This window comes from Enterococcus sp. AZ050 (assembly GCF_051715085.1).
GTDB lineage: Bacteria > Bacillota > Bacilli > Lactobacillales > Enterococcaceae > Enterococcus > Enterococcus faecalis.
In genome coordinates this window covers 784,149-808,518 of the sequence record NZ_JBIOTC010000001.1, presented here as the reverse complement: position 1 = coordinate 808,518, position 24,370 = coordinate 784,149, and the positions used below count along the sequence as shown (strand labels likewise).

The following is a 24,370-nucleotide window of genomic DNA, read 5'->3' as shown; positions in this document are numbered from 1 at the left end:
TATCTTCTTTTTTTATTTATCAAAAAGAAAAGAGGAAACAATATGCAAAAAGAAGTATCTAATTTTGATTTTTCAGATTTTTACGATGAAGGATTTGAAAAAACAAGTAATATTCGTCAAGCGATTTATGTTTTTCAAGATGGTTCAATGTGGAATGGTTATTCTGAGGGAGGGGGTGGTTATATTAGAGATGTAGATCATGGGTCTATTGAAGCCTTTTTTAAAGACACGTCAATTGATAGATATCACCCTGAATATCATTCGATGGTTTTGAGCGAGCTAGTTCAAGTTGTACCAGAAACGCAAACGGTATTAACATTAGAAACCAATAATTACTCAGAAGAACAATTAGAAATGTTGCAGCAATTTGAACAAGAAGGATTTTCTATAGAAAAATTAGAAAGTTCTATTTCAGAAGAACAGGAAAAGTATGTACCGATTCAAACAGCAGAAGGAATGTCTGAAGTTTTTGAAAGAGAAACAAAAGAACCTCTTCCAGAATTAGAAGAAAAAGTAAAACAGGCCTCTATCGAATTAGAAGAAAATATTATGGAATTAGACGATGAAGAATTTTGGGAAGATTTACAGTCAAGATATGACTTAACAAAACTTGAAGACATAGAAAAAGCACAAGAAGAAACTGAACAGCGATTACTTGAAGAGGATGAAGAAGCTAAAGAATTAGCTGAAATAGAAAATGAAATGTGGGAGGCATATGAACAACAACAGGAGGAAAATATATATTTACAAGAAGAACTAGGAATTGCTGCAATTGAACAAAAAATGGCTCAGCATGAGATGGAACAAGGACTATCTTTTTAAAAAGTATTTTTTGTAGCATAAAATGAAATTTCCCTGCTTGACTAATCATGTGCGTTAATATATGATTTGTGTGAGCGGGAGTAATGAAAGGAAGACTAGATTTGCACCCAACGAAACAAAAAAAGCTATTAAGTTTGTATGATGAAACTTTTTTACAGGTCACTAAAACAGAACAAAACTTTTTTAATTTTTTGAAGCAGAGTAGTTATTTGCATAAGTATTCGATAGATGAACAGCTTTGTATTCATGGGCAAAGGCCACAAGCAAAGTATTTAGCTGATTTTGATACCTGGATACGAATAGGACGATTTGTTAAAAGAGGGCAAAAAGCAATATGTGCTTTACGATTCAATGAAGATAGAGTTCAAGGGCTTAACTTTTTTGATGTGTCTCAAACGTATGGTAAAAAAATAGATTTTCCAGATTATACTTTGTCAGAGCAAGAATATAGTCAGTTATTTACTATCGAACAGGTAAAAAGTAAAATAGCTGAAATTCAGAATTATAGTCATTTGTCGCAAGCTGAGAATCGTTTAGCGGAAGTAATTGGTAAAGAATTAATCCGGTATAAAACAATACAATCTTTTACAAAATCTATTGAATGGAACGTGGATTTACAAGATTTGAATAAATTTGTTCCAATTATGCAAGTTGCGAATGAAATGAATCGTGTCGTAAGTAAAGAAATTTTATTATTAAAACAAGAAGAAAGGATGAATAGCAATGAGTATGACATACAAGGAGAACGAAGCTGGAGTACAGATTCCTCAAGTCACATATCCCGACAACAAACCATTGGGGAGATTCGGGAAGATAGCAGTAGAGAATTTGAAGAATCGAAACAGATCGGAGTACGTGATAAAAATGATGGACGCCAGCTTGATGAGCTACGGCCACGAAATGGAACAAAAAATGTGGAATCGAATCAGCGAATTGGAGAATCAGTACGAACAACAAGCGCCGTTGACGAAAGAACAACAGAAAGACTTGATGACCGCAACGAAAATACGGAATCAGTATCGACAACAAGCAACGGAAGTAGCAATGAAGGAACTACTCAACTAGACGAAAATACAGCCATGTCGTTGTTAAATGAGGAACTCCTTCAAGGAACAGGAACCGAACATGGTAAGTATCGGGTTGTTCATTTTTTCAATAATGTAAAATCACAGTCGTTACGTATTAAATTCTTAAAAGATGAATATGGATACTATGGCCATGCAGGACCAAATCAACCTCATGTATCGTATTCTTCAAAAGGTGTTTCTATTGATGATATACAATATAGTTGGAAACAAGTTACACAGACGTTGGACGAACTTATTCTCACTAATCAGTATTTAATTGGTGGAGAAACTATTGGCTATCATCAATATAGAAGTACGTTAGATGATGATACATTCATAAAACAAAATAAAACGAAAACCAATAGCGAAAACTCTGAACAAGAGCTTTCGCTATTTGATTTTTCTTCAGATAATGTTGAATCAGAAAACGTATCAGACACTACAATGATAGGAAGTTCTTCTCTTGAAGAAGAGCAAGTTTTGCAAGAAACAGGACAAGCATTCTATTTTCCAGAAACAGAACATTTTTATGATACGAAACCGAAAGAGAAAATTCGAAATAATATAGCAGCTATTCGATTATCAAAAAAGATTCAAAAAGAAAATCGATTAGCAACACCTGAAGAACAAGTAATTTTAGCTAAATATGTTGGCTGGGGTGGTATTGCGAAAGTATTTGATACACGTTCTGACAACTATGAAAAAGAACGAGAAGAATTACGTTCTTTAGTAACTGAAAAGCAATATAAACAGATGCGAGAAAGTGTACTGACTGCTTACTATACAGACCCAATGATTATTAAAGCAATGTATCAAAAAGTCCAAGCATTCGGGTTCACAGGAGGAAAAATTTTAGATCCCGCGATGGGTACGGGAAACTTCTTTTCTGCTTTACCAGATACTTTAAAAGACCAATCCGAATTGCATGGAATTGAATTAGATGAAGTTACTGGAACGATTGCAAAACAATTGCACCCTGAAGCTGACATAAAAATCAAAGGATTTGAAGAAGTAGGGCCTTTAACAGATCAGTATGATTTAGTCATAAGTAATGTTCCTTTTGACCAGCAAAAAATAACGGATAGTCAGTTTGAACGACGTTATTCTATCCACAATTATTTTTTAAGAAAAGCCATTGATAGTGTACACGATGGCGGAATAGTAGCCATTATAACGTCTACTAATACGTTAGATAATTTGACTGGAGATATACTTCTTGATGTCAGTAAAGAGGCAAAATTACTTGGAGCAGCAAGACTTCCAAATAATGCATTTAAAAAGATTGCAGGAACAGAAGTGACCACAGATATTTTATTTTTCCAAAAAGATGTCTCATGGGCTGCTACCCAAGCCTATTCACCTAATTGGTGTTTTGTAAAAACAGGAAAACAAGGAGCAATCTGGTATAACAATTATTATCACGATCACCCTGAACAAGTTTGTGGCCAGTTTGAAATAAGACACCACCATGGGAATACATTGTCGGTTGTTTCGTCAGGTACACCACTTGATGTGCAATTGAAACAAGCGTTTGAACGCATAGAAGGTCGTTATTTTGGTGAGAGGAAAATAGTCGAAGAAATAGAAAAAGCGGATATAGTGGAAAAAGAGCCGCTTTCTATTGACGAAATTCCGTTATTTACACATGAACTCATTGATAATCAAATCTATTACAATGATTCTAATGAAATCGTGAAAGTTGATGTATCAGGGAAAGCATTTGATAAAATGAAACGATTAATTGATATTCGTAATACGTTATTGGATGTGATTGCGATTCAACGAGAAGTTGACTATGATACAGAAACGTTGAAAGAGTTACAAGAAAAACTAAATCAATCTTACGATTCGTTTGTTGAAAAGTATGGATCCATTAATGAAAATCAAAAGGTTTTTGTGAAAGATGATTATTTACCGTTACTTCGCTCGATTGAAGTGCTTGAAAAAGATGGAAGTATTACTAAGTCTGAAATATTTACTCAAGCGACGATTCGACCTAAAAAAGAGATTAAGAGCGTTTCTTCTGCGTTAGAAGCGCTACATGCGTCTTTGGGCAATCGTTTAAAGATTGATTGGGCATATATGTCTGATATCTATTCCAAACCTGCAGAAACGATTTTAGAAGAATTAGGGGAGAAAGTATTTCTTGAACCAAATTTATATGATGAATCCAATCTTTTTGGGGAAGGATGGCAAGAAGCAGAAGAATATTTAAGTGGTGATGTGAAAACAAAATTACTTGAAGCAAAAAGAGCGGCAGAAAAGCACCCAGATATTTTTGAACGAAATTTTAAAGCATTACAAGAAGTGCAACCAAGTCCAGTTAAAGCAGGAGACATAGAATTTTCGATTGGAAGTTCATGGATACCAACAGAAATGTACCAGGAATTCATGTATGAAACTTTTGAAACGAGACCTTATTATATCAACTATGATGTGATTAAAATTGAAAAAGACTCTCTTTCGGTTCGTTATTTTATTAAGGGAAAAGGACAAGATAAAAGCGCCGTTGTTACCAATCAATATGGAACAAAGCGTGCGTCTGCGTATAGTATTCTTGAAAATAGTTTAAACCTAAAGAAAGTTGAAGTGAAGGACAAAATAAGAGATGGAGATAAATACAAATATGTATTGAATCCAACGGAAACTGCCTATGCACGTTCCAAGCAAGACCAATTAGAAGAGGTATTCCGTTCGTGGGTGTTTAAAGATGAAAAACGTTTGGAAAAACTGCAAGAAATTTATGAAGAACGATTTAATCGAATTGTTCCAAGAACGTATAATGGCGATTATTTAGTGTTTTCAGGTTTAAATGAATTGTATGAGCTACGTCCACACCAAAAAAACGTTGTCGCACGTATTATTCAAAATGGTCGTGCATTGATGGCACATACGGTAGGTGCAGGAAAGACATTGTCCATGATTAGTGCGGGAATGTTAATGAAAGAGCAAGGATTAATTAATAAACCGCTATATGTTGTGCCGAACCATTTAACCAATGAATTTGGGAATGAACTATTACGTTTTTATCCAGCGAAAAAGGTTTTAATTACAACTAAAAAAGACTTTGAGAAAAAGAACCGCCAAGCCTTTATCTCAAAAATTGCTGTGGGGAATTACGATGCCATAATTATTGGCCATTCGCAGTATGAAAAAATTTCCCTTTCTCCAGAAAGACAAAAAGAAATGCTGGAAGAAGAAATTGCCCAGGTATCAGACGCAATTGCTACGTATCAAATGGAATCTGATGAAGATAGCTGGTCAATTAAGCAAATGATTGCCTTTGAAAAACGTTTAGAAGAACGTTTGGAAAATCTAAATAAATTAGATAAAAAAGATAAGCAAGTCTATTTTGAAGATTTAGGGGTTGATTTTCTTTTTGTAGATGAAGCACACCAATACAAAAATTTGTACAGTTATACCAAATTATCGAATGTTGCAGGTGTGAATTCTTCAAACAGCTTAAGAGCTAGCGATCAAGAAATGAAATGTCGCTATTTGCTAGAAAAACATAATAACAGAGGGGTAGTATTTGCAACAGGAACTCCCGTATCAAATTCGATGTCGGAGTTGTATACGATGCAAAAATATTTACAACCAGATGTGTTAAAACAATATGGGGTGTATCATTTCGATGCGTGGGCGTCTACATTTGGTGAGATTATTTCTTCTTTGGAAATTACTCCTGAAGGCACAGGTTATCAGATAAAAAATCGATTTGCGAAGTTTCATAATTTACCAGAACTTATGCAAATGTATAATTTGATTGCTGATATTCAAACTAAAGATATGCTAAATTTACCTGTACCAAAAATGAAAACAGGAAAGGCACAAGTAATTGTGACAGAGCTGACAACATATCAAAAAGAAAAAGTCGCTCAATTAGCGGAACGTGCAGAACGTATTCGTGCAAAAGAAGTAACGTCCGACGTTGATAACATGTTAAAAATTACGAATGAAGGAAAACTTATGGCGCTTGATCCACGCTTAATGGACGATTATGATTCTAAATGTTATCCAGTTGAAGAATTGAAAGAAACAAAAGTTGCTGCATGTGCTAATAAGGTATTTGAAATCTGGGAAAATTCTAAAGAAAGAAAATCTACTCAAATGATTTTTTCAGATTCAGGAACACCTAATCCGCAACGGTTTAATATCTACGATGAATTAAAATTACAACTGATTGAAAAAGGGATTCCAGCAGAAGAAATTGCCTTTATTCATGATGCTAAAAACGAAAAACAACGGGAAGAGATATTTGATGCTATGCGTGAAGGTGAAATTCGTGTCTTATTAGGAAGTACGAGTAAACTTGGTACAGGAACAAACGTGCAGAGAAAATTAATAGCCTGTCACCATGTCGACTGTCCATGGCGTCCTTCTGATATCGAACAACGTGATGGTCGAATTATCCGTCAAGGCAACGAAAATGAAGAGGTTGAGATTTATCGGTACGTCACAAAAGGCTCTCTGGATAGTTTCTTATGGCAAATTCAGGAGCAGAAATTAACGTTTATCAACCAAGTTATGACAGGAAAAGCCGTAACACGTAGCTGTGATGAATTGTCAGATACGGTTTTGGAAGCGGGAGATATGAAGGCCATTGCTTCAGGAAATCCAAAGATTGCTGAAAAAATGAAATTAGATAATGAAATCGCTCGTTTGAAAATGATGCAACGAACATTCATTAATGAAAAAGAAGGCTTAAAATGGCAAGTTAAACATGAATTACCTGCGAGAGTCAATTCTTTAAAAGAGACGGTAGCTAAATTAGAAGAGGACAAACAGTTAGTAGAATTACCTGCAAACCAAGAATTTTCAATAACCATCGATAATCAAACGTTTACTGAACGTGCAAAAGCAGCAGAAAAATTGGATGAACTTTGTACTTTGTATAAAAACACGGAGAACTTTACTGAGATTGGTGAGTATCATGGGTTTACAGTAGAAGTAAGAAAAAATTTCCACGAATATGGAAATGTAGATATCCGTATGGTTGGACAATCCAATTACATTGTGAGTAATGCTCTTGGAAATGGATTGGGTGGTATCAGAAAAATGGAAAATGAGTTACAAAGAATACCAAGCTACTATGCAGACACCGTGAATAAACTAGAAATCGTAGAAGATCAATTTTCTAAAGCGAAAGAGCGACAACAAGGAGGATTTCCTCAAGAAAAAGAACTGGAGGAAAAACTAGCGTTGCAAGCTCAATTAAATCAAGAAATTCAAACGACTTTAGAAAGTGAAAAAGCAACTACAGCATGTAAGGAATTTGAACAACCAAACCTTGAATTAGAATACTAATAAAAAAGCCGTCACAATCAATGTGATGGCTTCTTTGAAGGTTGATTTTTTTGTCGGTTTTGTATCTTCTTTGCATAAGCTTCTACGTCTTGTTTTAAAAATAAACGCACGGTTCCAGAAGGTGTATTACCCTTTTTTTCAACAAAGGGTAATAATTGTTTAGTATAAACAGATTGAGTAAATGCATAGCTACTTTGCTTAGTGATAGCCATAGCTTCTGTTCTATTTAGCAAATTTTCTTGACACCATTTTTGATAATGTTCTAGTTTTTCTTCGTCCAAAATACTCCTCCTTTCAACATGCTTCGAACTTTTTTTATAAAAGAATGATGGAAGAGACTTCGCTAACAGAATCAATTGTTTGGCGAAGTCTCTTCTCTTTCTTTTAACCAGCTACGGACAAGTTGTAAATCTTCTTCAGTTGCTAAATTTAGAATAAAGCTTTTTGTCGCATATTTTTTATTACGATACTGTTTGGCTGCGGCATTTTTCTGCTCGTATTTTTTTATAGCTTTTCTTTGTGCTTCCGAAGTTTTGTAAGAATTATCCAAAAAAACACCTCATTTCATTTTTAATATAGCATAAAAAAATAAGAATATCCATAGATAACTATTGACATTATATGGATATCCATATAAAATATATTTATAAAAGATAAGAAAGAAGGAACGACAAATGATGAATAATGTGACATTAATTGGAAGAGCGACGAAAGACCCAGATTTACGCTATACAGTTAGTGGAACAGCTGTAGCAACATTTACTCTTGCCGTAAATCGTAATTATAAAAACCAGAATGGTGATCGTGAAGCAGATTACATTCAGTGTGTGATTTGGCGTAAGCCAGCAGAAACGTTAGCTAATTATGTAAAAAAGGGAACATTGTTTGGAATTTCAGGAAGACTTCAAACTCGAAACTATGAAAATCAGCAAGGACAACGAGTTTATGTGACAGAAGTTATTGTAGAAAGTTTTTATTTGTTGGAATCACGTTCGCAAGCAGAATCGAGAGAACAAAAAACGACAACGAGTCAGACTCCACCTATGGATAATACTATGGGAAATAATGATGATCCATTTGGTGGAAACCCAATAAATATTTCAGATGATGACTTACCGTTCTGAGAGCTTTGTTAAGTAATGTTTTATGAAAATATAAATAAGTCTTGCTCTATGCTACGCAGGCATGGAGCAAGAAATTATAGAAAGGATAAAAAAATGAGGAAACGACTAAATAAAATAGGCTTCTTTTTTGTTTCTTGTCTTAGCTTTCTTTTATTGACGGGCTGTAGCACACAAGAAATAATCGGTGGATTAACGCAAGAACTACACCAATCGATACAACAAATCGAGCAAAAACAAACTTCTTCAGAAAGAGTAGCTGTAGATTTTGTTAGACATGTAGACGGTGATACAAGTGTGTTTCTTGTAAATGGCAAGGAACAAAAAGTAAGGTATTTGTTGATAGATACTCCTGAAACAGTCAAACCGAACACACCTGTTCAACCATTTGGTAAAGAGGCAAGTAATCGAACAAAAACATTGTTGAGTAATGCAAAAGAAATCCAACTAGAATTTGATGAATCCAATAAAACAGATCGTTATGGTCGCTTATTGGCATATGTGTTTGTGGATGGAAAGTTGTTGCAGGAAACCTTAGTAAGTGAAGGTTTAGCAAAAGTCGCTTATGTGAAAAATAAAGAAGCAAAATACTTAGAACAGTTAGAAGCAAAACAAGCATTAGCGCAGCAACAGTACTTAGGCATATGGGGTAACTAGTGCTAATAAATCAATTTAAAATAAAAAACGGTACTTGTTATAAATGAACAAGTACCGCAAACAAAGGGTTCACAATTAAAATGATAACTATATTTTACTAGAAAAAGGACGTGAAGACAAGGTGAACAAACGATTAGTGGTCGCAATGCTTTTATGTGGTATGTTAATGCAATTTTTACCGTTGTTAATTAAATTAGTTATTTTCTTTTTGTTATTTATCTATTTGTTTACTACTTGGGATGAGTATAAATATCAATGTTCAGTGAGAGAAAGAAGGGTACAAAATGTCCAAAAATAATTCAGGTCCACATGTGAACCTAACAGCTCCACATGTGGAGGAAAAAGCGCGAATTGATTGTTTAGTTTCTCGAGAAGTAAAAGAGATGTGGGAAGAAATTGTGGCAAAAGATAAAGAGATGAGCGAAAAGCGCTATTATCCTGCATATACATTAGAACGAATGATTCGAGCAGATTATCAAATAATGAAGGCGTTTGGAACAGGAGGAAGGGAAAAGAATGGAAAAACAAAAAATAGCTGAAGCGTTTATAAAAATTGTTCCGTCATTTCTTTATTCAGTTTTTGGCTTGATCATTTCATGGACATTGCAGTTACTTTATCATTGGAAGTTTCTTTGGCTAGTAATTAATGTATGTGGATTCTATGTATTATTTGTTACTTTCCTATTTGTAGTAGCTGTAGTAGTTGTTAAAAGAAAAGAACGGAAACTTGAGATAAAAGAAGATGAATTGTATTTTTGAAATAATTAATTAAAAGTATAAATAATAAAGAGAGGGAAAAGAATGGAAAATAAACGATTTATAAAAATTCAAAAGCTTTTAGCTTTAGCGAATGATGCAAATGATGAAGAATCCATGAGCGCGTTAGCGAAAGCACAAGAGCTAATGCTTGCTTACGGAGTATCTGAGGAACAAGTATTTGACTATAAACAATTTTCTTTTGAAGAGAAAGTGGTTGATTTTGTTGTATATCAAGGAAAGCCGCAGAAATGGCTATATCGATTAGCAGGAATTATTGCTTGGAATTTTCGAGTAAAGTTTTATTATGTAGCAGGAACACCTGTAGAATTACATTTTCTAGGAACGAAAACAGATGTAGAAATTGCGGATATTACGTTTCATTATGCAAAGGGAAGTATTGCATATAGTGCAAGGAGATTCATGCAACGGCCTGAAATCAAACGAAAAAGAAAGCGGAAATGGCAATTAAAACAAGATTATATTCAAGGTTATCTTGTAGGATTGCAGGAACAATTTGAGGAACAAGTAAAAACAAAAGGGTACGAAATGGCTTTACAAGTTCCAGAGCACGTGCAAAAAGAGTTTGATCAATTATCACTAGTGCCAGGAAAAGATACTTCTCATAAAACAAAAGACCTAGTAGCATTTCAGGAAGGCGTTGAAGAAGGGAAACAATTTAGTCAAAGAGAAAGATTAGTATAAGGAAAGAGTGAAAGCAACATGTTTATTTACGGCCGTGAGTGTGGCAACACGTTTGGTTGTACGTATTTTTTGCAAATTCGGAACGTAGAATTAACAGTAACGTTGATATGGAAGGGGGATTTTTTTGAATACAATGAAACAGAAGTGAAAGAAATAATTAATCAGATACCAGGGCTAACAGACACATTGAAGGTAGCAATCTATCAATATATTGAAAAAACAAATCAATTATTTTTTCTTTCCTACAAAGAAAAAGTAATTATGAGAGATTGAATTTTGGAAAAACATAGTATAAAATAATAAGAGATTTTCATTAAGAAGGTCATTATATTTCTCAATTTTGACGATGCTCTCTATTTGATAGAGAGCTTTTTGTAAGAAAAATATTGTGCTTTTTCTTATTGTGTGGTATTATTTGATTAGAGGTAGTCGGAGAACAATACCGACTCTAAAAAGAAACTGTTCATAGTTGATGTAGTCGTAGATGCCGCGACTCTAAAAAGAAAGGCTTTTTTTTTATGAGAGGTATAGATATGATTAAAAAGAATACTCTTTACTTTCGTTTGATGAAACCAAGCTATTTTAATGATTATAAAAGCTTAGATGAGTTTCAAGAAGATCATTTAAGAGGTCACGGAATAATGATTTTAGATGTAGACGATTTATTAGTTGCAATTCCCTTGAGATCAGGTATTCCAGCTTATATGAAACAAGCAAAACATATATTTTTTTATGAAATTTATATTAAAGAGAACAAAAAAGAGTGTTTAAAAGCGTTAGATTTTAGTAAATTAACCATCATAGAAGAAAAATACTTGGATAATACAAGAACGTATATATTTAAAGATGAAAAAGAAAAACAATTTTATCTAAATAATTTTAATAGAATTTATTCACGGGTTAATAGTTATGTATCTTCTTACAAAAAAATATGTAAAAATATTGAAGAAGGAAAGACAATTACTTCGTATACGTTAAAACCTTATAGATATAGCACTTTACGAAATTTTCACAAAGAATTAAATATAAAAATCTCTAAAGAAGATTTTACAACTGAATTAGATAAAATTTTTAAATAAAAAATATTTATTCACCATGCAAAAATATGAAGTTGTTAAACAATGACAAAAGAAGTAACCAGGCATTAACTTTGGCGAGTTAACTGGTTACTTTTTAATTAGTAAATCTTGCTACCGTCTTAAACGGTTCTACACTAGAAAGTTGTGTTAGCGTAGCGCACAGCTCTCTTTTTCTTTATAGTATAGCATATTCTAAAAAAATACTACTAAATGAGTAGGGCGCAACGATCTATTATAGATGTGTGCCTTTTTTAAACCAAAAAACGCAAGATTTGAAAGAAACGAAAGCCAGCCGTTTTCCGCCGACTGACCAAAGAGATAGATTTGTAAAGAAATGATTTGTGCTTCCTATAATTCTTTTATATCATTTAATGATTTAATAGACAACCAATTTATTAAAATAGATTTAACAAGAGCCAACAGGGTATACTTTGTTGGCTCTTGTTGTTGATTGTACATATATTAAGTTTGTAAGGAGGCAACAGAATTGGGCAATAAAATTTGGAAACGGTGAGTATTTTTATGGTAATAAAATTTATCATTTTTTTAAAGATTATAAGATATTCACAGTTGTTGAAAAATACGTTTATTGGTAAACTTACAGTAATGAATCTACAAAGTTAATTATAAAAATAATTTTTTTAAAGAGGAGTGGATTTATGGATTTGAAATTCAATATTTTTGGAAAATCAATATATTCTTTGGAAGAAATGGAGCTAATTCAATTAGCTGCCCAATGGTTTTATGATGCGGGAAGACTTCATGGGCTCAGGTAACCCAAGGTGATTTTGCAGTTAATGCAATTGAAAAAATTATATCGGATCAAAGTGGATCTTATCGTTTTGGAGGATTTGATAAAATATTTTCAGGTAAAAGGAAGGAAAGTTATTAGAAGAATGAGTAAGACGGATGATATATTGCATTATTTTGAAAAAGAATTGCCTAAATTGTATAATGGAGCACCAATTAGAAAAGAACAAGTACAGCTTGCTTTAGATGTTGGAAACTTCCTCTTTAATTCTCAAAAAAAATTTTTATTTATTGATGCTCCAGTAGGAACTGGAAAATCAATGGGAGTGCTTATACCAACGCTTATGTATTCTAAAAGTAAATTTAAAAGTTTACTTTACGCTACAGCAACAATTAGTTTACAAAATCAGATAATGAATGAGGAAGTACCTAAATTAAAAAAATTAAATTTAGTTGACAATGCATTATTAGCTATGGGAAAGAATAATTACACATGCAGATGGAATTTTGAAGATAAACAAGAAAAGTTTTCTAAAGAAAAAAGAAAAAAATTGTCTGCGTACTTTGAAAACTATTCAAGATATACTGGGCAATTATCTGAAATTGAAGAAGAATATGAACTTAGTCAACAAGAAAGTAATTACATAAGAATGCCACAAACTATTTCAAATAAGAAAGATAAAAATTGTAGAGAATGTATTTACAAAAATAAGTGTAGTTCTATTAATCATAGGAAACTATTTAGAAGTGAAAGTAATTATTTTAACATTACGGTTACAAATCATGATCAAATGATTGTTTCTCAAAAATGTAAAGAGGACGGGATAAAACCAATTGTTCATATAGATAAAGGTGTAATCGTAGTTGACGAAGCACATTTGTTTATAGAAAACTATTTGGGTAGAACACAGACCGAATTAACTTTTAATGAACTTAACAAGCTTGTGGGTATGATAGATAATAAGTTGGAAGAAGAATTAAAAAAAGAACAAAAGAAAGTATTAAAAAATATAGACGAAGTACAGGGAATAGCTGAAATAACTCAAGAATGTAAATATTTGTTAAAAGATAGTATAGATAAATTAGAAAATTTATCTATCAGGCAATCAATGAAAAAAAAATCGAATGATGAATTGATGGATCGAATTGACGAATGTACCAAAATTTTAAAGACTATTAAAAATGATAGCCATATTTCATGGATAGATTTAGAACAAAAAAAGTATTGTGCAGCTTCAAAGAAATTTTTACCAGAATTTACAACGTTTATTTCAAATTTAGCGCAACATAATAAAGTAATATTTATGTCAGGAACATTAACTGGAACAAAAACAAAAGAAGAAATTGTATTACAGTGGGGATTACCTTCTAAATATTTTGATTTTTACTGTTACAACACACCATTTGATTATTCAAAACAAGCTAAAGTTTATATACCGAAAGATATAGCTACACCTACTCATAGTAACGAAAACCATTTGTTTGATGTAAGTAGAAGAATAATAAAAATGACAGAAATTTCAAAAGGTAATTTATTAGTATTATGCACTTCAAAAAAATACATGAATACTATTTCAAATGAGTTGAAAAAATATTACAAAACGAACTATGACATTCTTACTCAAGGTGATAAAAGGGTAGAAATGTTAACTGAAGATTTTAAATTAGGAAATAAAATTTTAGTAGGTTCAGGGTCGTTTTTTACTGGTTTTTCAGTAGCTGGTAAGGCCCTAACGTCTGTAATTATTACTAAATTACCATTTCCAACTCCAAATAATCCACTAATAAGATTAATAGGACAAAATATGGACAAGGATGAAAAGTTTAATCAAGTGATTCTTCCAATGATGTTTAATAAATTAAATCAGGCTATGGGGCGTCTGATTAGAGATATTGATGATTATGGAATAATCTCTATTCTTGATCCTAGAATATACAATAATTCAAAATATTCAGATAAAGTTATAAAAAATTTATCAGAGATAGATTACAAAATAACAGATTCTTTTGTAGAAATTAACAAATTTTACGAAAATATAAGTAAAAATGGTACAAATGCTGAGTTTGTTTTATACACTCGCAATAAGTTATCTAGACTACCTATTCTTGATCCAAAAAGAGATGTATACTCACTTTCTAAACTCAATCAAATTAACAATAAAACCTCTATTCAGAAAAAAAATACAAGAGAAAAAAAAAGAAGTGAACTTATTGAACGTGTTAAACCTTTGGAAGATTTCCGAAAAAAATGGAAATTACAATTGTTTACTCAAAATCAAAGAGATCAAGGTGTAGAAAAGTGTTTTATTTCCACAGTTGAATTAATTACTAAAAAATTTGAATCAAATAAACAAGAAGTAATGGAAGATCTATTTAAGAAATATCCATTTTCTGATAAATTTGAGAAAGATAAATTTAGACGTTTGGCAGAAGAAATAATTGCAAAGAATAATATACAGAAAACTGAGATTGATTGAATTTGAATAATTAGTTGATGTAATAAAAAAGAGGTGTAGAAGATATGGCGAAACAAGAAAAGGAAACAATTATGACCCAATTGGATTTTCTTTGGAATAGTAGTATAGAGATGAACTCATATTTTACTGTAATAAAACAAATTGATGATAATTTTTATACTTATAAAGATCAAATATTATTATCTCCAACTTTTTATCTATACACATATAATGCTTTAATTATAGCAACTTGCTCTGAAGTATCTAGAATGTATGATAGAAGAAGTAAAAATAATTTATTTAAATTTTTGAATTATTGTATTCAAAATAGCGAGTTATTGTTTTTAATTCATAAAAATGATGGATCAGGGTTAAAGAGCAAGCTGGAAATCGACGAATTTATGCATGAAACTAATAATAAAATAAAAAAAATAGAGTTAGTATTAGATAATCTAAAAAAACAAAGAGATAAAATTTATTCGCATAATGATTTTCAAAAAAAAGAAGACAAAAATTTGTATATAAATAATAATCCAATTTTCGTAGAAGATATGGAGAAACTAATACAAATAGCAACAGAATTTTTACAATCTATGTACGTGTTATTAATAAATAGAAAAAAAGCAATAGTAGCAAATGGAATTTTAGATTGGGAGAATACATTGCAAATATTAAAAGATAGAGGAATTTATTAAAAATTACCATGAAAATGTTGTCTTTAAATATCTATTAAAATTTATTCATAAAGAAAGTTACTTAATATAGCTAAGTGTCTTTAGGACATGAGAAAAATATTATATACAGATGACATACCGTATCTTTTCTTATAAATATTTAATTCTCCTCAAGATGAAGAACAAGTGATTAGTAGAAACAAGATTATGATAATATTTTAGCAAGTGGATTAAGTAAAGGAAGGCGAATGAGCTTATGTTTTTTTGAAGAAAAGAAAAATAGAAAAGTTACAAACGTTATGTAATCAATATGAATATGAACTTAATCAATTTAAATGTAGGGAAGAGCGACATAAGGTAAATAACACCAGAAGTGAAAAATATCCACTACCCTCTCCTGAAATTTTAGATAATGGAAATCATATTATATTGGACGAGTTGGATTTACTTAATGGAATTATTATGGTGTTTAAACTTAAAAAGCCCGTTGAAAGATGGATGTTAGATTTAGGTTCTTCCTTACAATGCAGAGATGATTGTGCTAAATGTATAGCCAGAATTAAATTAGGCCTGACTGTTGACAATTTTACTAAAATTGAAGGGCTAGGTGTAGATCCTATGTATAGAAAGAATGGCCTAGCAACTTATTTACTAAAAAGAACAATTATTTGGGGAAAAGAAAAAGGTATTTCAGGACTATATCTTACAGCATGCGCTTCTTCAATAAGCGATGAAAATTCGCTAACTCAAGATGAATTAGTTCAATTTTATAAAAATATTGGATTTCAACAACGTTCTGACAAGTATTCAGGTGATTTGGTATATTACTACAACGAAAAAAGAAGTTTCCGATGGCTTTAATAATCTATAATAGTCACATGGATTAGAAAAAACTTAGAAGAAACTACTGACCATCGTCAACATGGAAAAGGCTTGACAGGAAATAGAAGTGCTGAATGGCGTTATAGAATTGGAAAATATCGTATACTTGCTAATATTTGTGATTCTGAAATTGTGATACAATATTTTTTTATAGGTCATAAAAACATCGTTTATAAAAGATAATTTATTGTTAGTGATAGATATTTGAAAATAAAAAAATAGCACGAAAAACCAAAGAGGTCAGAAACTTTAAGTTTTTGGCCTGTTTGTTTTTTCGTGCTATACTTGGAATTATCAAGTGTCAAAAACTTATGTTCAGAAAAGGTGGGGAAATTTTGTCTATTTATGGTTATTCAAGAGTGAGTACTAGTAATCAAGATTACAAAACCCAGATTCAAAAACTAGAACAAGCTGGAGCAGAAAAAATCTTCAGTGAAAAATATACGGGAACAAAAAAAGAAGGAAGAAAAGAATTAGAAGAACTACTATCTATTGTAAAAACTGGTGATAAAGTTTTAGTGACGAAAATTGATCGGCTGGCTAGAAGTATCGTTGATTTAAATTCGATTATTTCTTCTTTGAACAAGTCAGGAGTGACTATCACCTTCTTAGATAATGCCCTAACATTTGAGCCAAACAAAAGTGATTCTATGCAAACATTGATGATGAACATGTTAGGGAGTTTTGCGCAATTTGAAAGAGATTTGATTGTGACGCGAACTCAAGAAGGAAAACAGTGGCATAGAGCTAATAATAAAAATTATCGAGAAGGACGTCCGAAAAGAGTTCTGAATGATAAATATAAACATGCACTAGAGCTAATGGAAACAAACAGCATGCGAGAAGTAGAAAGGAAAACAGGGATTTCTTTATCTACTCTCAAACGAATCAAGAAACAAGCGAAAGAAGAAAATTTACTTTTATAATAAACAAGGGAGACTAACAAATGAATAACGTTGCAGAAGCATTAAATATATTAGGAAATTTTTGTGGTAAAAGAGATATTGCCGAACTTACTTCAGAACAATTACAGGATAAATATGGTATTAAGCAAGCAGACGTGCTAGGGTGTTAAAAGAAAAAACTGTGATTTATAGAGAACTATTCATAAAAAGGCTTGAATACTTGTAAATAGATATGATAAAATTTTTGGTAACAAGACTTCTTACATTCTTAATTCATGCCAAAAGACTAGAGGATTATTATGTGTAAATTTTTTAATTCCTCACCTCTAGTTTTTTGAGCATGAAAAGTAATATTATATTCTTAGTTTTAGATAAAATTAATATTAGATAGTAGGAAACAGTATACACCACTTTCGAATAATTTATTACACAAAAAGGACTAGATTACTTATTAAAAATAATCTAGTTCTTTTTGTTTTTTATTAAGCGAAAAGAGCTATCATAAATTATTTTTTTGAAGATTAATATAATAAAAACACTAGGTAAATGAATAAAAAACCTAGTGCTTTTGTGGAGTATTACTTATGCATTTTTGAATAAATAAAGTATAACATGTTTAAAGCAGAAGTAAAGTTCCATTTTAAGAGCTTTTTATTCTGCCGAACGGAAAAAGAAACGTAAAATTTTATTTTCGCTTTTCGTAGTCAGCATATCTGTAGGAAAAATGGTTAATAGGAACATAAAAACATTGATAGTAAAAGCTAAAAATGTAAGCAAAATATTATTCCCAAAAGTAATTTCTTCTGATACGTAGTCGAAATTATAACTATAAGTTCCTTGAGACATAAAAAGTATAAGATAAAGACAAAGACTTCCCCAACCTGTTAAACCAGCATCGCGATTACGTCGAATATTTAAGGCGATACTTGGTATGATTGCGATAAAAATAAAAATAAAAAATAGAATGAGCCACCATTTTAAAGCGTCTACAGAAGAATAAGCAAATGCTGAGAAAAAGAAAACTATCCCCAAAATTATGGTTATTATGGTTAGCAGAGTAAATGAAAGAGCAACCCACCAGTAACCAGCGCGTGTGGTTCGACCTTTAAAATCGAAATACCCTCTAAAAAAGTCTTTGATTGCTTGTTTGCAAGACACTTTACCTTTTTGTTCAATTTTAGCCAAAATACTTCCTCCTTAAATTAGATATTTTCAAAAAAAGATTTTACTATATTGTAATATGAGGTGCAATATTTTTTAGTAGGGTTATAATTCTATTTTTTTATTGTGTAAGTATACTAAATTCTGCTGAATATACTTGAAAAGGGGAATAGAAAATATGGTTGTTTGTTACCACATGGAAGTTGTTTATAACAACAAAGGGTTACAAAGTGATAATGTTGTATAAACTATTTATAAAGTAGGTAAGAACAGTGAAAAAAGACAAAAGAATTTTTTTGTCTCTTTTATAAACTAAAAAAGTTGTTATCTTATTGTTTTTTTTCTTGATATGTAAGGGAGTAATTTATAAAACGAGATTTTCTCATTTTTTTTTATTTGCTCTTATTGAAAAAAATATTATTTTTTTGTAATTTTATATATAGAAATATACCTTGCAAAAGAGAGAAGTTTCGCTTCTAATTGAAAACTATAAACAACAAAAAAAAGACAAAAAAATTCTTTTGTCTTTTTTCATAGGAAAACTTTAATCAGGAGGAGATATGTTTGAAGAAATTTTATCAGTTAGCAGTAGGAGTTAGTTTGCTAAGTGTGCTAGTAGGGTGCGGAACCAAAGAAATAAAACAAGCACAATCAACGCAAGAAACTACCAAAACAAGTTCAACTAAAATTAGTGAAAGTTTAAGTACGAATGAAACATCTACGTCTATTGAAGAAAAACAAAGTAATGGTGCAATTTCTAAAGATTTATCTAAGAATTGGTATGATAATCAAATACAAATAGATAGCCAAGTGTTGACTATGCCTATAGAATTAAAAGATTTGAATAAGTTAGGTTTTGAATTGAAATATTCAGATTCTTACGTATTAAACCCAAAAGATTCAGTTGCAGGAACACATTTAACAAATAAAAAAGGTAATACTATTTCTGGTACGTATTCAAATTTAACTGATAAAACAATTGATATTAAAGAGTCAAGTATGACATCTATTAATATAACGGATACTACCAATAAAGATTTGACAGTTTTCTTTCCGGGTGGTTTAACATGGGGGACTACTATCGAGAAGGTAAAGGAGATGTATGGAGAGCCCAAAGATGAATACACTGGAGATAGTGGTTTTGCAATTTTAACGTATCAAGAGGATACAGATCATTATGCAAAATTAACATTCTCAAATGGAAAGCTAAAAGGGTATGAATTATATATCTAATCTTCAGATAGAGAAATTGATTTATAAAGAAAATGTTCTCTTTATTTCTTTTTGTTATTTCGCCAGTGATAAACTCCTGTTAAGATAGTGGCTATATAAAAAGGCAGATACTTAAGAAGAGTATATTCATGGTTCCCTCCTAGTTAAATGAAAGTCATGAATAATTGTACTAAGATTTTTTTAGGGAAATTAAGATTGAAATAGGAAAGTAAATACGATAAAATTTTTATAGCCTGATACGTTGAAATTGTTCTTCAGAGACTATTTCTTCCAAACCACCTACTAGATAGGTGGTTTTAATCATTATTTTCGGAGGTTGTGTTTTGGCCAAAAAAAGTAAGGATTTAATAAATATTGGCTCATTTGTGCATTGTCAATCTGTTTTGGGACAAACGATTAAAGGAAAAGTTGAAGTGATAAATCAATATACAGTGATCGTTTTTGATGGAGAATTTCGTCATGTGGTCACGAAAAAACAGTTGAAAGAGTTAGGCTATTCTTTATCAAATAAAAGAAAAAAATAAGCAGAGAGGAACCCCTTTCTGCTTATTTTTTCGCTCGTATAGATTGTTGATCAAAGTCGAAAAACGCCCCTTCACAGTCGAGAGTTACCTTCTTTTTATCTGAAGATATTTCAGAAATTACTCCATGTAACCCACCAATAGTCACAACAGCGTCTCCTGGTTGTAAATTGTTAAAAAAATCTTGTCGTTCTTTTTGTTGCTTTTTTTGTGTACGAAACAGATAAAAATACATAGCAACAATGACTAACAGCATGATAAGCATCGGTTTCATTTCTCCTTGTTAATTTGAAAATTTATATATAGACATCAAGGTTATTTTATAAAAAGAAAGTATTGATGGCAATATTTGTTTCGAATGAAATGGTACAATAATCAGGTAAAAAACAATTGAAATTGATGGATACCAACTTACAAAAATATTAGGAAAATTCTTTTGTTTTAACATTTACAAAACTATACCAATAGTTCTATAATTTCTATATAGAAGACGTTTTCTAATTTTTATTTTTCGAGGTGAACATTCATGAAAAAGAAATTAGTTAAAGGCTTAGTTATTTGTGGGATGATTGGGATTGGTTTTACAGTATTAGGAACAAATGTAGAAGCCGCCACGTATTACGGAAATGGTTTATATTGTAATAAGCAAAAATGTTGGGTAGACTGGAATAAAGCTTCAAGGGAAATTGGAAAAATTATTGTTAATGGTTGGGTACAACATGGCCCTTGGGCTCCTAGATAGAAAGGATTAGTTTAAAATGGATAAACAACAAGAATTACTAGATTTACTTAGTAAAGCGTATAATGATCCTAAAATAAATGAATATGAGGGGTTAAAAGATAAGTTATTTGAATGTGCCAAAAGATTGACAACTAATGAAACAAATATCGGTGAAGTCTGTTATAAATTAAGTACAATTAATAGTGAGTATTTAGCAAGACATCATTTTGAAATGCCTAAATCAATTATTGAATTGCAAAAATTTGTGACTAAAGAGGGCCAAAAATATAGAGGTTGGGCGTCTATCGGTATTTGGAGTTAAACAATCGTTTTTTTAGGAGAGTTTATGGACATCAAGAAAAAAGAAGCGCTGGAAAAGATTATTCAATTAACAAATAATGCATTAGCGAATCCGCAAATTTCTTCAGATAAAAACTTAAATGACCTTTTATAAAGTTTAGAATAATTACAAAATTCCGTATAAAGCAACATAATGTAGTTGAATATAAACTAGTATATTTTGTATTTCCCCACTGTCTTGGATGACAGTGGGATTCTTTATTCTGTTTGGAGAAAACTACTATGTATAATAAAAAATTTTACTGTTAAAAATGAACGCTGTTCGCTTGACTATACGAACTCTAGTTCGTATAATATTGAGTGGAAAGGTGGTTTTTGACATGAAATTTGATTACTCCAAAGAACCTAGACGCGACATTCTGTGTATCGATGTAAAATCATTTTATGCGAGCGTAGAATGTGTAGAACGTGGCTTAGATCCCCTCAAAACAATGCTCGTGGTAATGAGTGGTGCGGATAATGCAGGTGGCTTAGTACTTGCTGCTTCTCCAATGGCAAAAAAAGTTCTAGGAATTTCTAATGTGACTCGTAAAGACGAAGTCCCTGATCACCCTGATTTATTAGTTGTACCACCAAGAATGAATGTGTATATGAAAAAGAATCAAGAAATCAATAATTTATACAAAAGATTCGTTGCCGACGAAGATCATTCTGTCTTTAGTGTAGATGAAAGCTTTTTAGATATTACTGCTTCTCTCTCCTACTTCAACTGTGAGTCAGCATTTAAGTTGGCCAAAATTATACAGCGTGTGATTTATAATCATATGGGATTGTACGTAACTATTGGAATTGGAGACAATCCTTTGCTAGCTAAATTAGCATTAGACAATGAAGCGAAAAATGCACCAGGTTTTGTGGCAGAATGGCGATATGAAAACGTAGAAGAAAAAGTTTGGTCTATCTCCCCTATTACGGAATTTTGTGGCATTGGTAAGCGAATGGCTGCTCGTTTGAAGATGTCAGGAATTCAATCCATTCATGATTTAGCTCATACAGATCCTTACATTTTAAAACAACGTTTTGGTGTCATGGGTGTCACTTTTCTATTTAAATGGCAAATATTATTCTCCTTAAATGACAAATATAGGATTTATCTATAAAAATGAGAGCTAAAATTTTGATTGCTAATCAAATCTTAGCTCTCATTTTATTTTGGATGATTAAAAAAACTATTTTCTATTATTGACAAAGAGAGTAACCACTAATATAGATATAAGTATAAATACTGCCATCATCCAGATTTCAGTTTGAAAATTAGTTGTTGTTGCGACAATCAATGATAATCCGATAGGACCACCAATTTGATGCATCGTGTTTGTTACACCACTTGCAATACCTGCCAACTCATCAGGTGCATCATGAACACCTGCAGATGTGACTGGAGCTAAAATTAAACCTTGTCCTAACCCAAGTATGATCATAGGCACAAAAATAGTCTGCCAATAGCCATTTAATGGATTTGAGATAGCAAGTAAAATTAACCCTATAGATAATGTGATTTCTCCAATAAGTAATATCTTATTGTTCCCAAATTTTGAAGTTAACTTTGGTAATTGCATCGCAATCATAAAATTAACAATTGTCAGTGGCAAAAAAGCAAAACCGGATTTTAACGCTGAAAAACCATATTGGCTTTGCATCATCTGTGGTAAAAAGAACCAAAATGGCAACATTGCCATCATAAATAAAAGACGAGTCACATAAGCACCAGAACGAATCTTATTTTGAAAAAGTGCTAACGGGAGAATGGGTGAAGAAGTCTTTCGTTCCCATAAAATAAACAAACATATAAAGATAATCCCTATAAATACGAAATTAAGCATTCCTTCAGTAAAGCCATAGATAATACCAACCAAACCGATTATGGAAAGTATACTACCTAAATAGTCGATATTTTCTTTTCGGCGAGCTGAAGGTTTCACATACTTCAATGTTAGGATAAATAATATAAGAGTAAATGGAACGTTTATTAAAAATCCTACACGCCAAGAAATCAAGCTAGTTAGTCCACCACCAACTAATAAACCAATACTTGAACCAATTCCAGCAGTTGCCCCATAATAAGAAATCGCACGTTGTCTCGTATTATTTTGGTAAGCATCCATGATTAATGCCAAAGTTGTTGGAGCGATAATGGAGCTGCCAATTCCTTGTATTGCACGCATACTAATGACCATTTCAGCTGATTGCGATAGACCAATCGCTAAAGAACTGAATCCAAAGATCAGTAATCCTATCAAAAAAATACGTTTCCTCCCTAATAAATCAGAAAGACGTCCGCTTAATAGTAAAAAACCTCCAAAAGTAAGTGTGTATGCACTGGATACCCATGAAAGTGCTGCAGCAGATAACCCTAAACTTTCACCTATCTGCACAGAACTTGTAAAAATGATTGAATTATCCATTAATATCAAAAAATAAGATAATAATGTAATTGGTAAAATGACACCAAATTTTTCTCTATTCAAGTTTCCTAACTCCTTTCTATTTTTTTAATTGATTGTTTCTAACCATGTATCAATTTCCTTTGATACTTTTTCTCTATTTTTATCTTTAATAATAAGCATGAGGCCGTTTGTCTCTTCTCCACCTTTTACAGTGTACCCTTCTAGTACATTAGCGCCTTTGGTATTAGCGCTTATCTGACTGAAAGTTGAACCCACACCGTAACCACCGTGTGTATTAAAAGGTATAATTGTTTTCCCGGTGAAATCATAGCTATCTAAAAAAGAAACAACGGCTTGGGGTAACGCCATATTCCACGTTGGTGTTCCAATAAAAATCCGTTCGTATTTGTCGAAATCAGGAATAGTCGTTGTTAATTCTGGTAAGATATCTCTTTCCTGTTCTAGTGCATTTTGTTCAACTTCCTTCGGATAATCTATTGGTCTTTTTTCTTCTGTTTCGATTTGTATAAGATCTCCAGCAATCTTTTCTTGAATCAGTTCAGCAACTGCTTTTGTATTTCCAGTTCGTGAATAATAAGCAATCAATGTTTTTGGATTTTTCATCATTTCTCCTCCTTCTTGAATTTTGCTTATCATTTTAGGTAAAGTAATAAATTCAACAATGATGAAGCTTATAAACGCTATTAAAAAGTATGAAATTCGTTTCTTAAACATCTCAATCGCCCTCTTTACATATTATTTCCCATAAAAATACTGCGGCATCAACTATCTCATGATTGATGCCA

At 31.7% G+C, this 24,370-nt stretch carries 25 protein-coding genes and 2 pseudogenes; 21 read left to right on the top strand and 6 right to left on the bottom strand.

The features are described 5' to 3' along the window. The first annotated feature begins 42 nt into the window (after nt 1–42). Together IGJ04_RS03935 and IGJ04_RS03930 are read left to right on the top strand one after the other, a co-directional pair. Nucleotides 43–822: a hypothetical protein gene (locus tag IGJ04_RS03935; protein ID WP_325829761.1), complete on the top strand. Its 780-nt coding sequence runs from the start codon at nt 43–45 to the stop codon at nt 820–822. An 83-nt stretch (nt 823–905) separates the two neighbouring features. After that, nucleotides 906–7,196: an SNF2-related protein gene (locus IGJ04_RS03930; protein WP_438839929.1), complete on the top strand. Its 6,291-nt coding sequence runs from the start codon at nt 906–908 to the stop codon at nt 7,194–7,196. Between the two features lie 17 nt (nt 7,197–7,213). Here the strand turns inward: IGJ04_RS03930 and IGJ04_RS03925 are convergent, their stop codons facing one another. Together IGJ04_RS03925 and IGJ04_RS03920 are read right to left on the bottom strand one after the other, a co-directional pair. Then, complete coding sequence (locus IGJ04_RS03925; protein WP_438839928.1) at nt 7,214–7,477, bottom strand: hypothetical protein; 264 nt, start codon at nt 7,475–7,477, stop codon at nt 7,214–7,216. A gap of 71 nt (nt 7,478–7,548) precedes the next feature. Continuing rightward, a complete protein-coding gene (locus tag IGJ04_RS03920; protein ID WP_014862324.1) occupies nt 7,549–7,746 on the bottom strand; it encodes a hypothetical protein in 198 nt (65 codons plus the stop codon). A gap of 124 nt (nt 7,747–7,870) precedes the next feature. Between IGJ04_RS03920 and ssb the strand changes: the two genes are divergently transcribed. The 14 genes and pseudogenes from ssb (at nt 7,871) to IGJ04_RS03850 (ending at nt 17,351) form a co-directional block, all read left to right on the top strand. Further along, the gene (gene ssb / locus IGJ04_RS03915) at nt 7,871–8,320 is read left to right on the top strand and encodes a single-stranded DNA-binding protein (protein ID WP_113851244.1); all 450 of its coding nucleotides are present in this window, start codon (nt 7,871–7,873) and stop codon (nt 8,318–8,320) included. A 93-nt stretch (nt 8,321–8,413) separates the two neighbouring features. Further along, nucleotides 8,414–8,974, top strand: a complete 561-nt coding sequence (locus IGJ04_RS03910) for a thermonuclease family protein (RefSeq protein ID WP_438839927.1) — start codon at nt 8,414–8,416, stop codon at nt 8,972–8,974. 121 nt (nt 8,975–9,095) lie between these two features. Next, the gene (locus IGJ04_RS03905) at nt 9,096–9,272 is read left to right on the top strand and encodes a hypothetical protein (RefSeq protein ID WP_202499172.1); all 177 of its coding nucleotides are present in this window, start codon (nt 9,096–9,098) and stop codon (nt 9,270–9,272) included. After that, a complete protein-coding gene (locus IGJ04_RS03900; RefSeq protein WP_438839926.1) occupies nt 9,259–9,513 on the top strand; it encodes a hypothetical protein in 255 nt (84 codons plus the stop codon). The genes IGJ04_RS03905 and IGJ04_RS03900 overlap by 14 nt, the downstream gene beginning before the upstream one ends. Continuing rightward, complete coding sequence (locus IGJ04_RS03895; protein ID WP_438839925.1) at nt 9,491–9,733, top strand: hypothetical protein; 243 nt, start codon at nt 9,491–9,493, stop codon at nt 9,731–9,733. The genes IGJ04_RS03900 and IGJ04_RS03895 overlap by 23 nt, the downstream gene beginning before the upstream one ends. A gap of 42 nt (nt 9,734–9,775) precedes the next feature. Beyond that, nucleotides 9,776–10,435 carry a DUF2786 domain-containing protein gene (locus IGJ04_RS03890; protein ID WP_431449847.1) on the top strand — a complete coding sequence of 220 codons (660 nt, stop codon included), beginning with the start codon at nt 9,776–9,778 and terminating at the stop codon, nt 10,433–10,435. Between the two features lie 18 nt (nt 10,436–10,453). After that, on the top strand, nt 10,454–10,708 hold the full coding sequence (locus IGJ04_RS03885; RefSeq protein ID WP_014862514.1) for a hypothetical protein: 255 nt from the start codon (nt 10,454–10,456) through the stop codon (nt 10,706–10,708). A 260-nt stretch (nt 10,709–10,968) separates the two neighbouring features. Beyond that, on the top strand, nt 10,969–11,514 hold the full coding sequence (locus IGJ04_RS03880) for a hypothetical protein (RefSeq protein WP_438839924.1): 546 nt from the start codon (nt 10,969–10,971) through the stop codon (nt 11,512–11,514). 803 nt (nt 11,515–12,317) lie between these two features. Then, the gene (locus IGJ04_RS03875) at nt 12,318–14,741 is read left to right on the top strand and encodes an ATP-dependent DNA helicase (protein WP_438839923.1); all 2,424 of its coding nucleotides are present in this window, start codon (nt 12,318–12,320) and stop codon (nt 14,739–14,741) included. 44 nt (nt 14,742–14,785) lie between these two features. Continuing rightward, nucleotides 14,786–15,415: a hypothetical protein gene (locus IGJ04_RS03870; RefSeq protein ID WP_438839922.1), complete on the top strand. Its 630-nt coding sequence runs from the start codon at nt 14,786–14,788 to the stop codon at nt 15,413–15,415. Nucleotides 15,416–15,658: 243 nt separating this feature from the next. Then, nucleotides 15,659–16,255, top strand: coding sequence for a GNAT family N-acetyltransferase (locus IGJ04_RS03865; RefSeq protein WP_438839921.1), 597 nt, complete (start codon nt 15,659–15,661; stop codon nt 16,253–16,255). Between the two features lie 6 nt (nt 16,256–16,261). Further along, nucleotides 16,262–16,459, top strand: a pseudogene (locus IGJ04_RS03860) (type II toxin-antitoxin system RelE family toxin); the annotation flags it as partial. 128 nt (nt 16,460–16,587) lie between these two features. After that, nucleotides 16,588–17,202 carry a recombinase family protein gene (locus tag IGJ04_RS03855; RefSeq protein WP_202579798.1) on the top strand — a complete coding sequence of 205 codons (615 nt, stop codon included), beginning with the start codon at nt 16,588–16,590 and terminating at the stop codon, nt 17,200–17,202. Between the two features lie 20 nt (nt 17,203–17,222). After that, entirely contained in the window at nt 17,223–17,351 is a 129-nt protein-coding gene (locus IGJ04_RS03850) for a hypothetical protein (protein WP_289868198.1), read from the top strand. A 481-nt stretch (nt 17,352–17,832) separates the two neighbouring features. On the opposite strand, the gene IGJ04_RS03845 is transcribed toward IGJ04_RS03850, so the two are convergent. Then, on the bottom strand, nt 17,833–18,366 hold the full coding sequence (locus IGJ04_RS03845; RefSeq protein ID WP_202579693.1) for a DUF805 domain-containing protein: 534 nt from the start codon (nt 18,364–18,366) through the stop codon (nt 17,833–17,835). A 540-nt stretch (nt 18,367–18,906) separates the two neighbouring features. Here IGJ04_RS03845 and IGJ04_RS03840 point away from each other — a divergent pair. Further along, on the top strand, nt 18,907–19,575 hold the full coding sequence (locus IGJ04_RS03840; protein WP_289868199.1) for a hypothetical protein: 669 nt from the start codon (nt 18,907–18,909) through the stop codon (nt 19,573–19,575). A 323-nt stretch (nt 19,576–19,898) separates the two neighbouring features. Then, entirely contained in the window at nt 19,899–20,099 is a 201-nt protein-coding gene (locus IGJ04_RS03835; RefSeq protein ID WP_279257368.1) for a hypothetical protein, read from the top strand. Between the two features lie 22 nt (nt 20,100–20,121). Here IGJ04_RS03835 and yajC read toward each other — a convergent pair whose 3' ends face one another. Continuing rightward, nucleotides 20,122–20,370 (bottom strand): preprotein translocase subunit YajC, encoded by a 249-nt coding sequence (yajC, locus tag IGJ04_RS03830; protein WP_438768528.1) that lies wholly within the window; start codon nt 20,368–20,370, stop codon nt 20,122–20,124. 252 nt (nt 20,371–20,622) lie between these two features. Here yajC and IGJ04_RS03825 point away from each other — a divergent pair, with 252 nt between their 5' ends. The 3 genes and pseudogenes from IGJ04_RS03825 to IGJ04_RS03815 form a co-directional block, all read left to right on the top strand. Further along, nucleotides 20,623–20,838 carry a class II bacteriocin gene (locus IGJ04_RS03825; RefSeq protein WP_438768527.1) on the top strand — a complete coding sequence of 72 codons (216 nt, stop codon included), beginning with the start codon at nt 20,623–20,625 and terminating at the stop codon, nt 20,836–20,838. A gap of 16 nt (nt 20,839–20,854) precedes the next feature. Continuing rightward, complete coding sequence (locus IGJ04_RS03820) at nt 20,855–21,139, top strand: bacteriocin immunity protein (protein ID WP_010717206.1); 285 nt, start codon at nt 20,855–20,857, stop codon at nt 21,137–21,139. 358 nt (nt 21,140–21,497) lie between these two features. After that, nucleotides 21,498–22,238 (top strand): annotated as a pseudogene (locus tag IGJ04_RS03815) (excinuclease ABC subunit A); the annotation flags it as partial. A gap of 108 nt (nt 22,239–22,346) precedes the next feature. Here the strand turns inward: IGJ04_RS03815 and IGJ04_RS03810 are convergent. Both IGJ04_RS03810 and IGJ04_RS03805 read right to left on the bottom strand, forming a co-directional pair. Next, nucleotides 22,347–23,645 carry an MFS transporter gene (locus IGJ04_RS03810; protein ID WP_438839920.1) on the bottom strand — a complete coding sequence of 433 codons (1,299 nt, stop codon included), beginning with the start codon at nt 23,643–23,645 and terminating at the stop codon, nt 22,347–22,349. A 24-nt stretch (nt 23,646–23,669) separates the two neighbouring features. Continuing rightward, nucleotides 23,670–24,299 carry a flavodoxin gene (locus IGJ04_RS03805; protein ID WP_289868236.1) on the bottom strand — a complete coding sequence of 210 codons (630 nt, stop codon included), beginning with the start codon at nt 24,297–24,299 and terminating at the stop codon, nt 23,670–23,672. Nucleotides 24,300–24,370 lie beyond the last annotated feature (71 nt).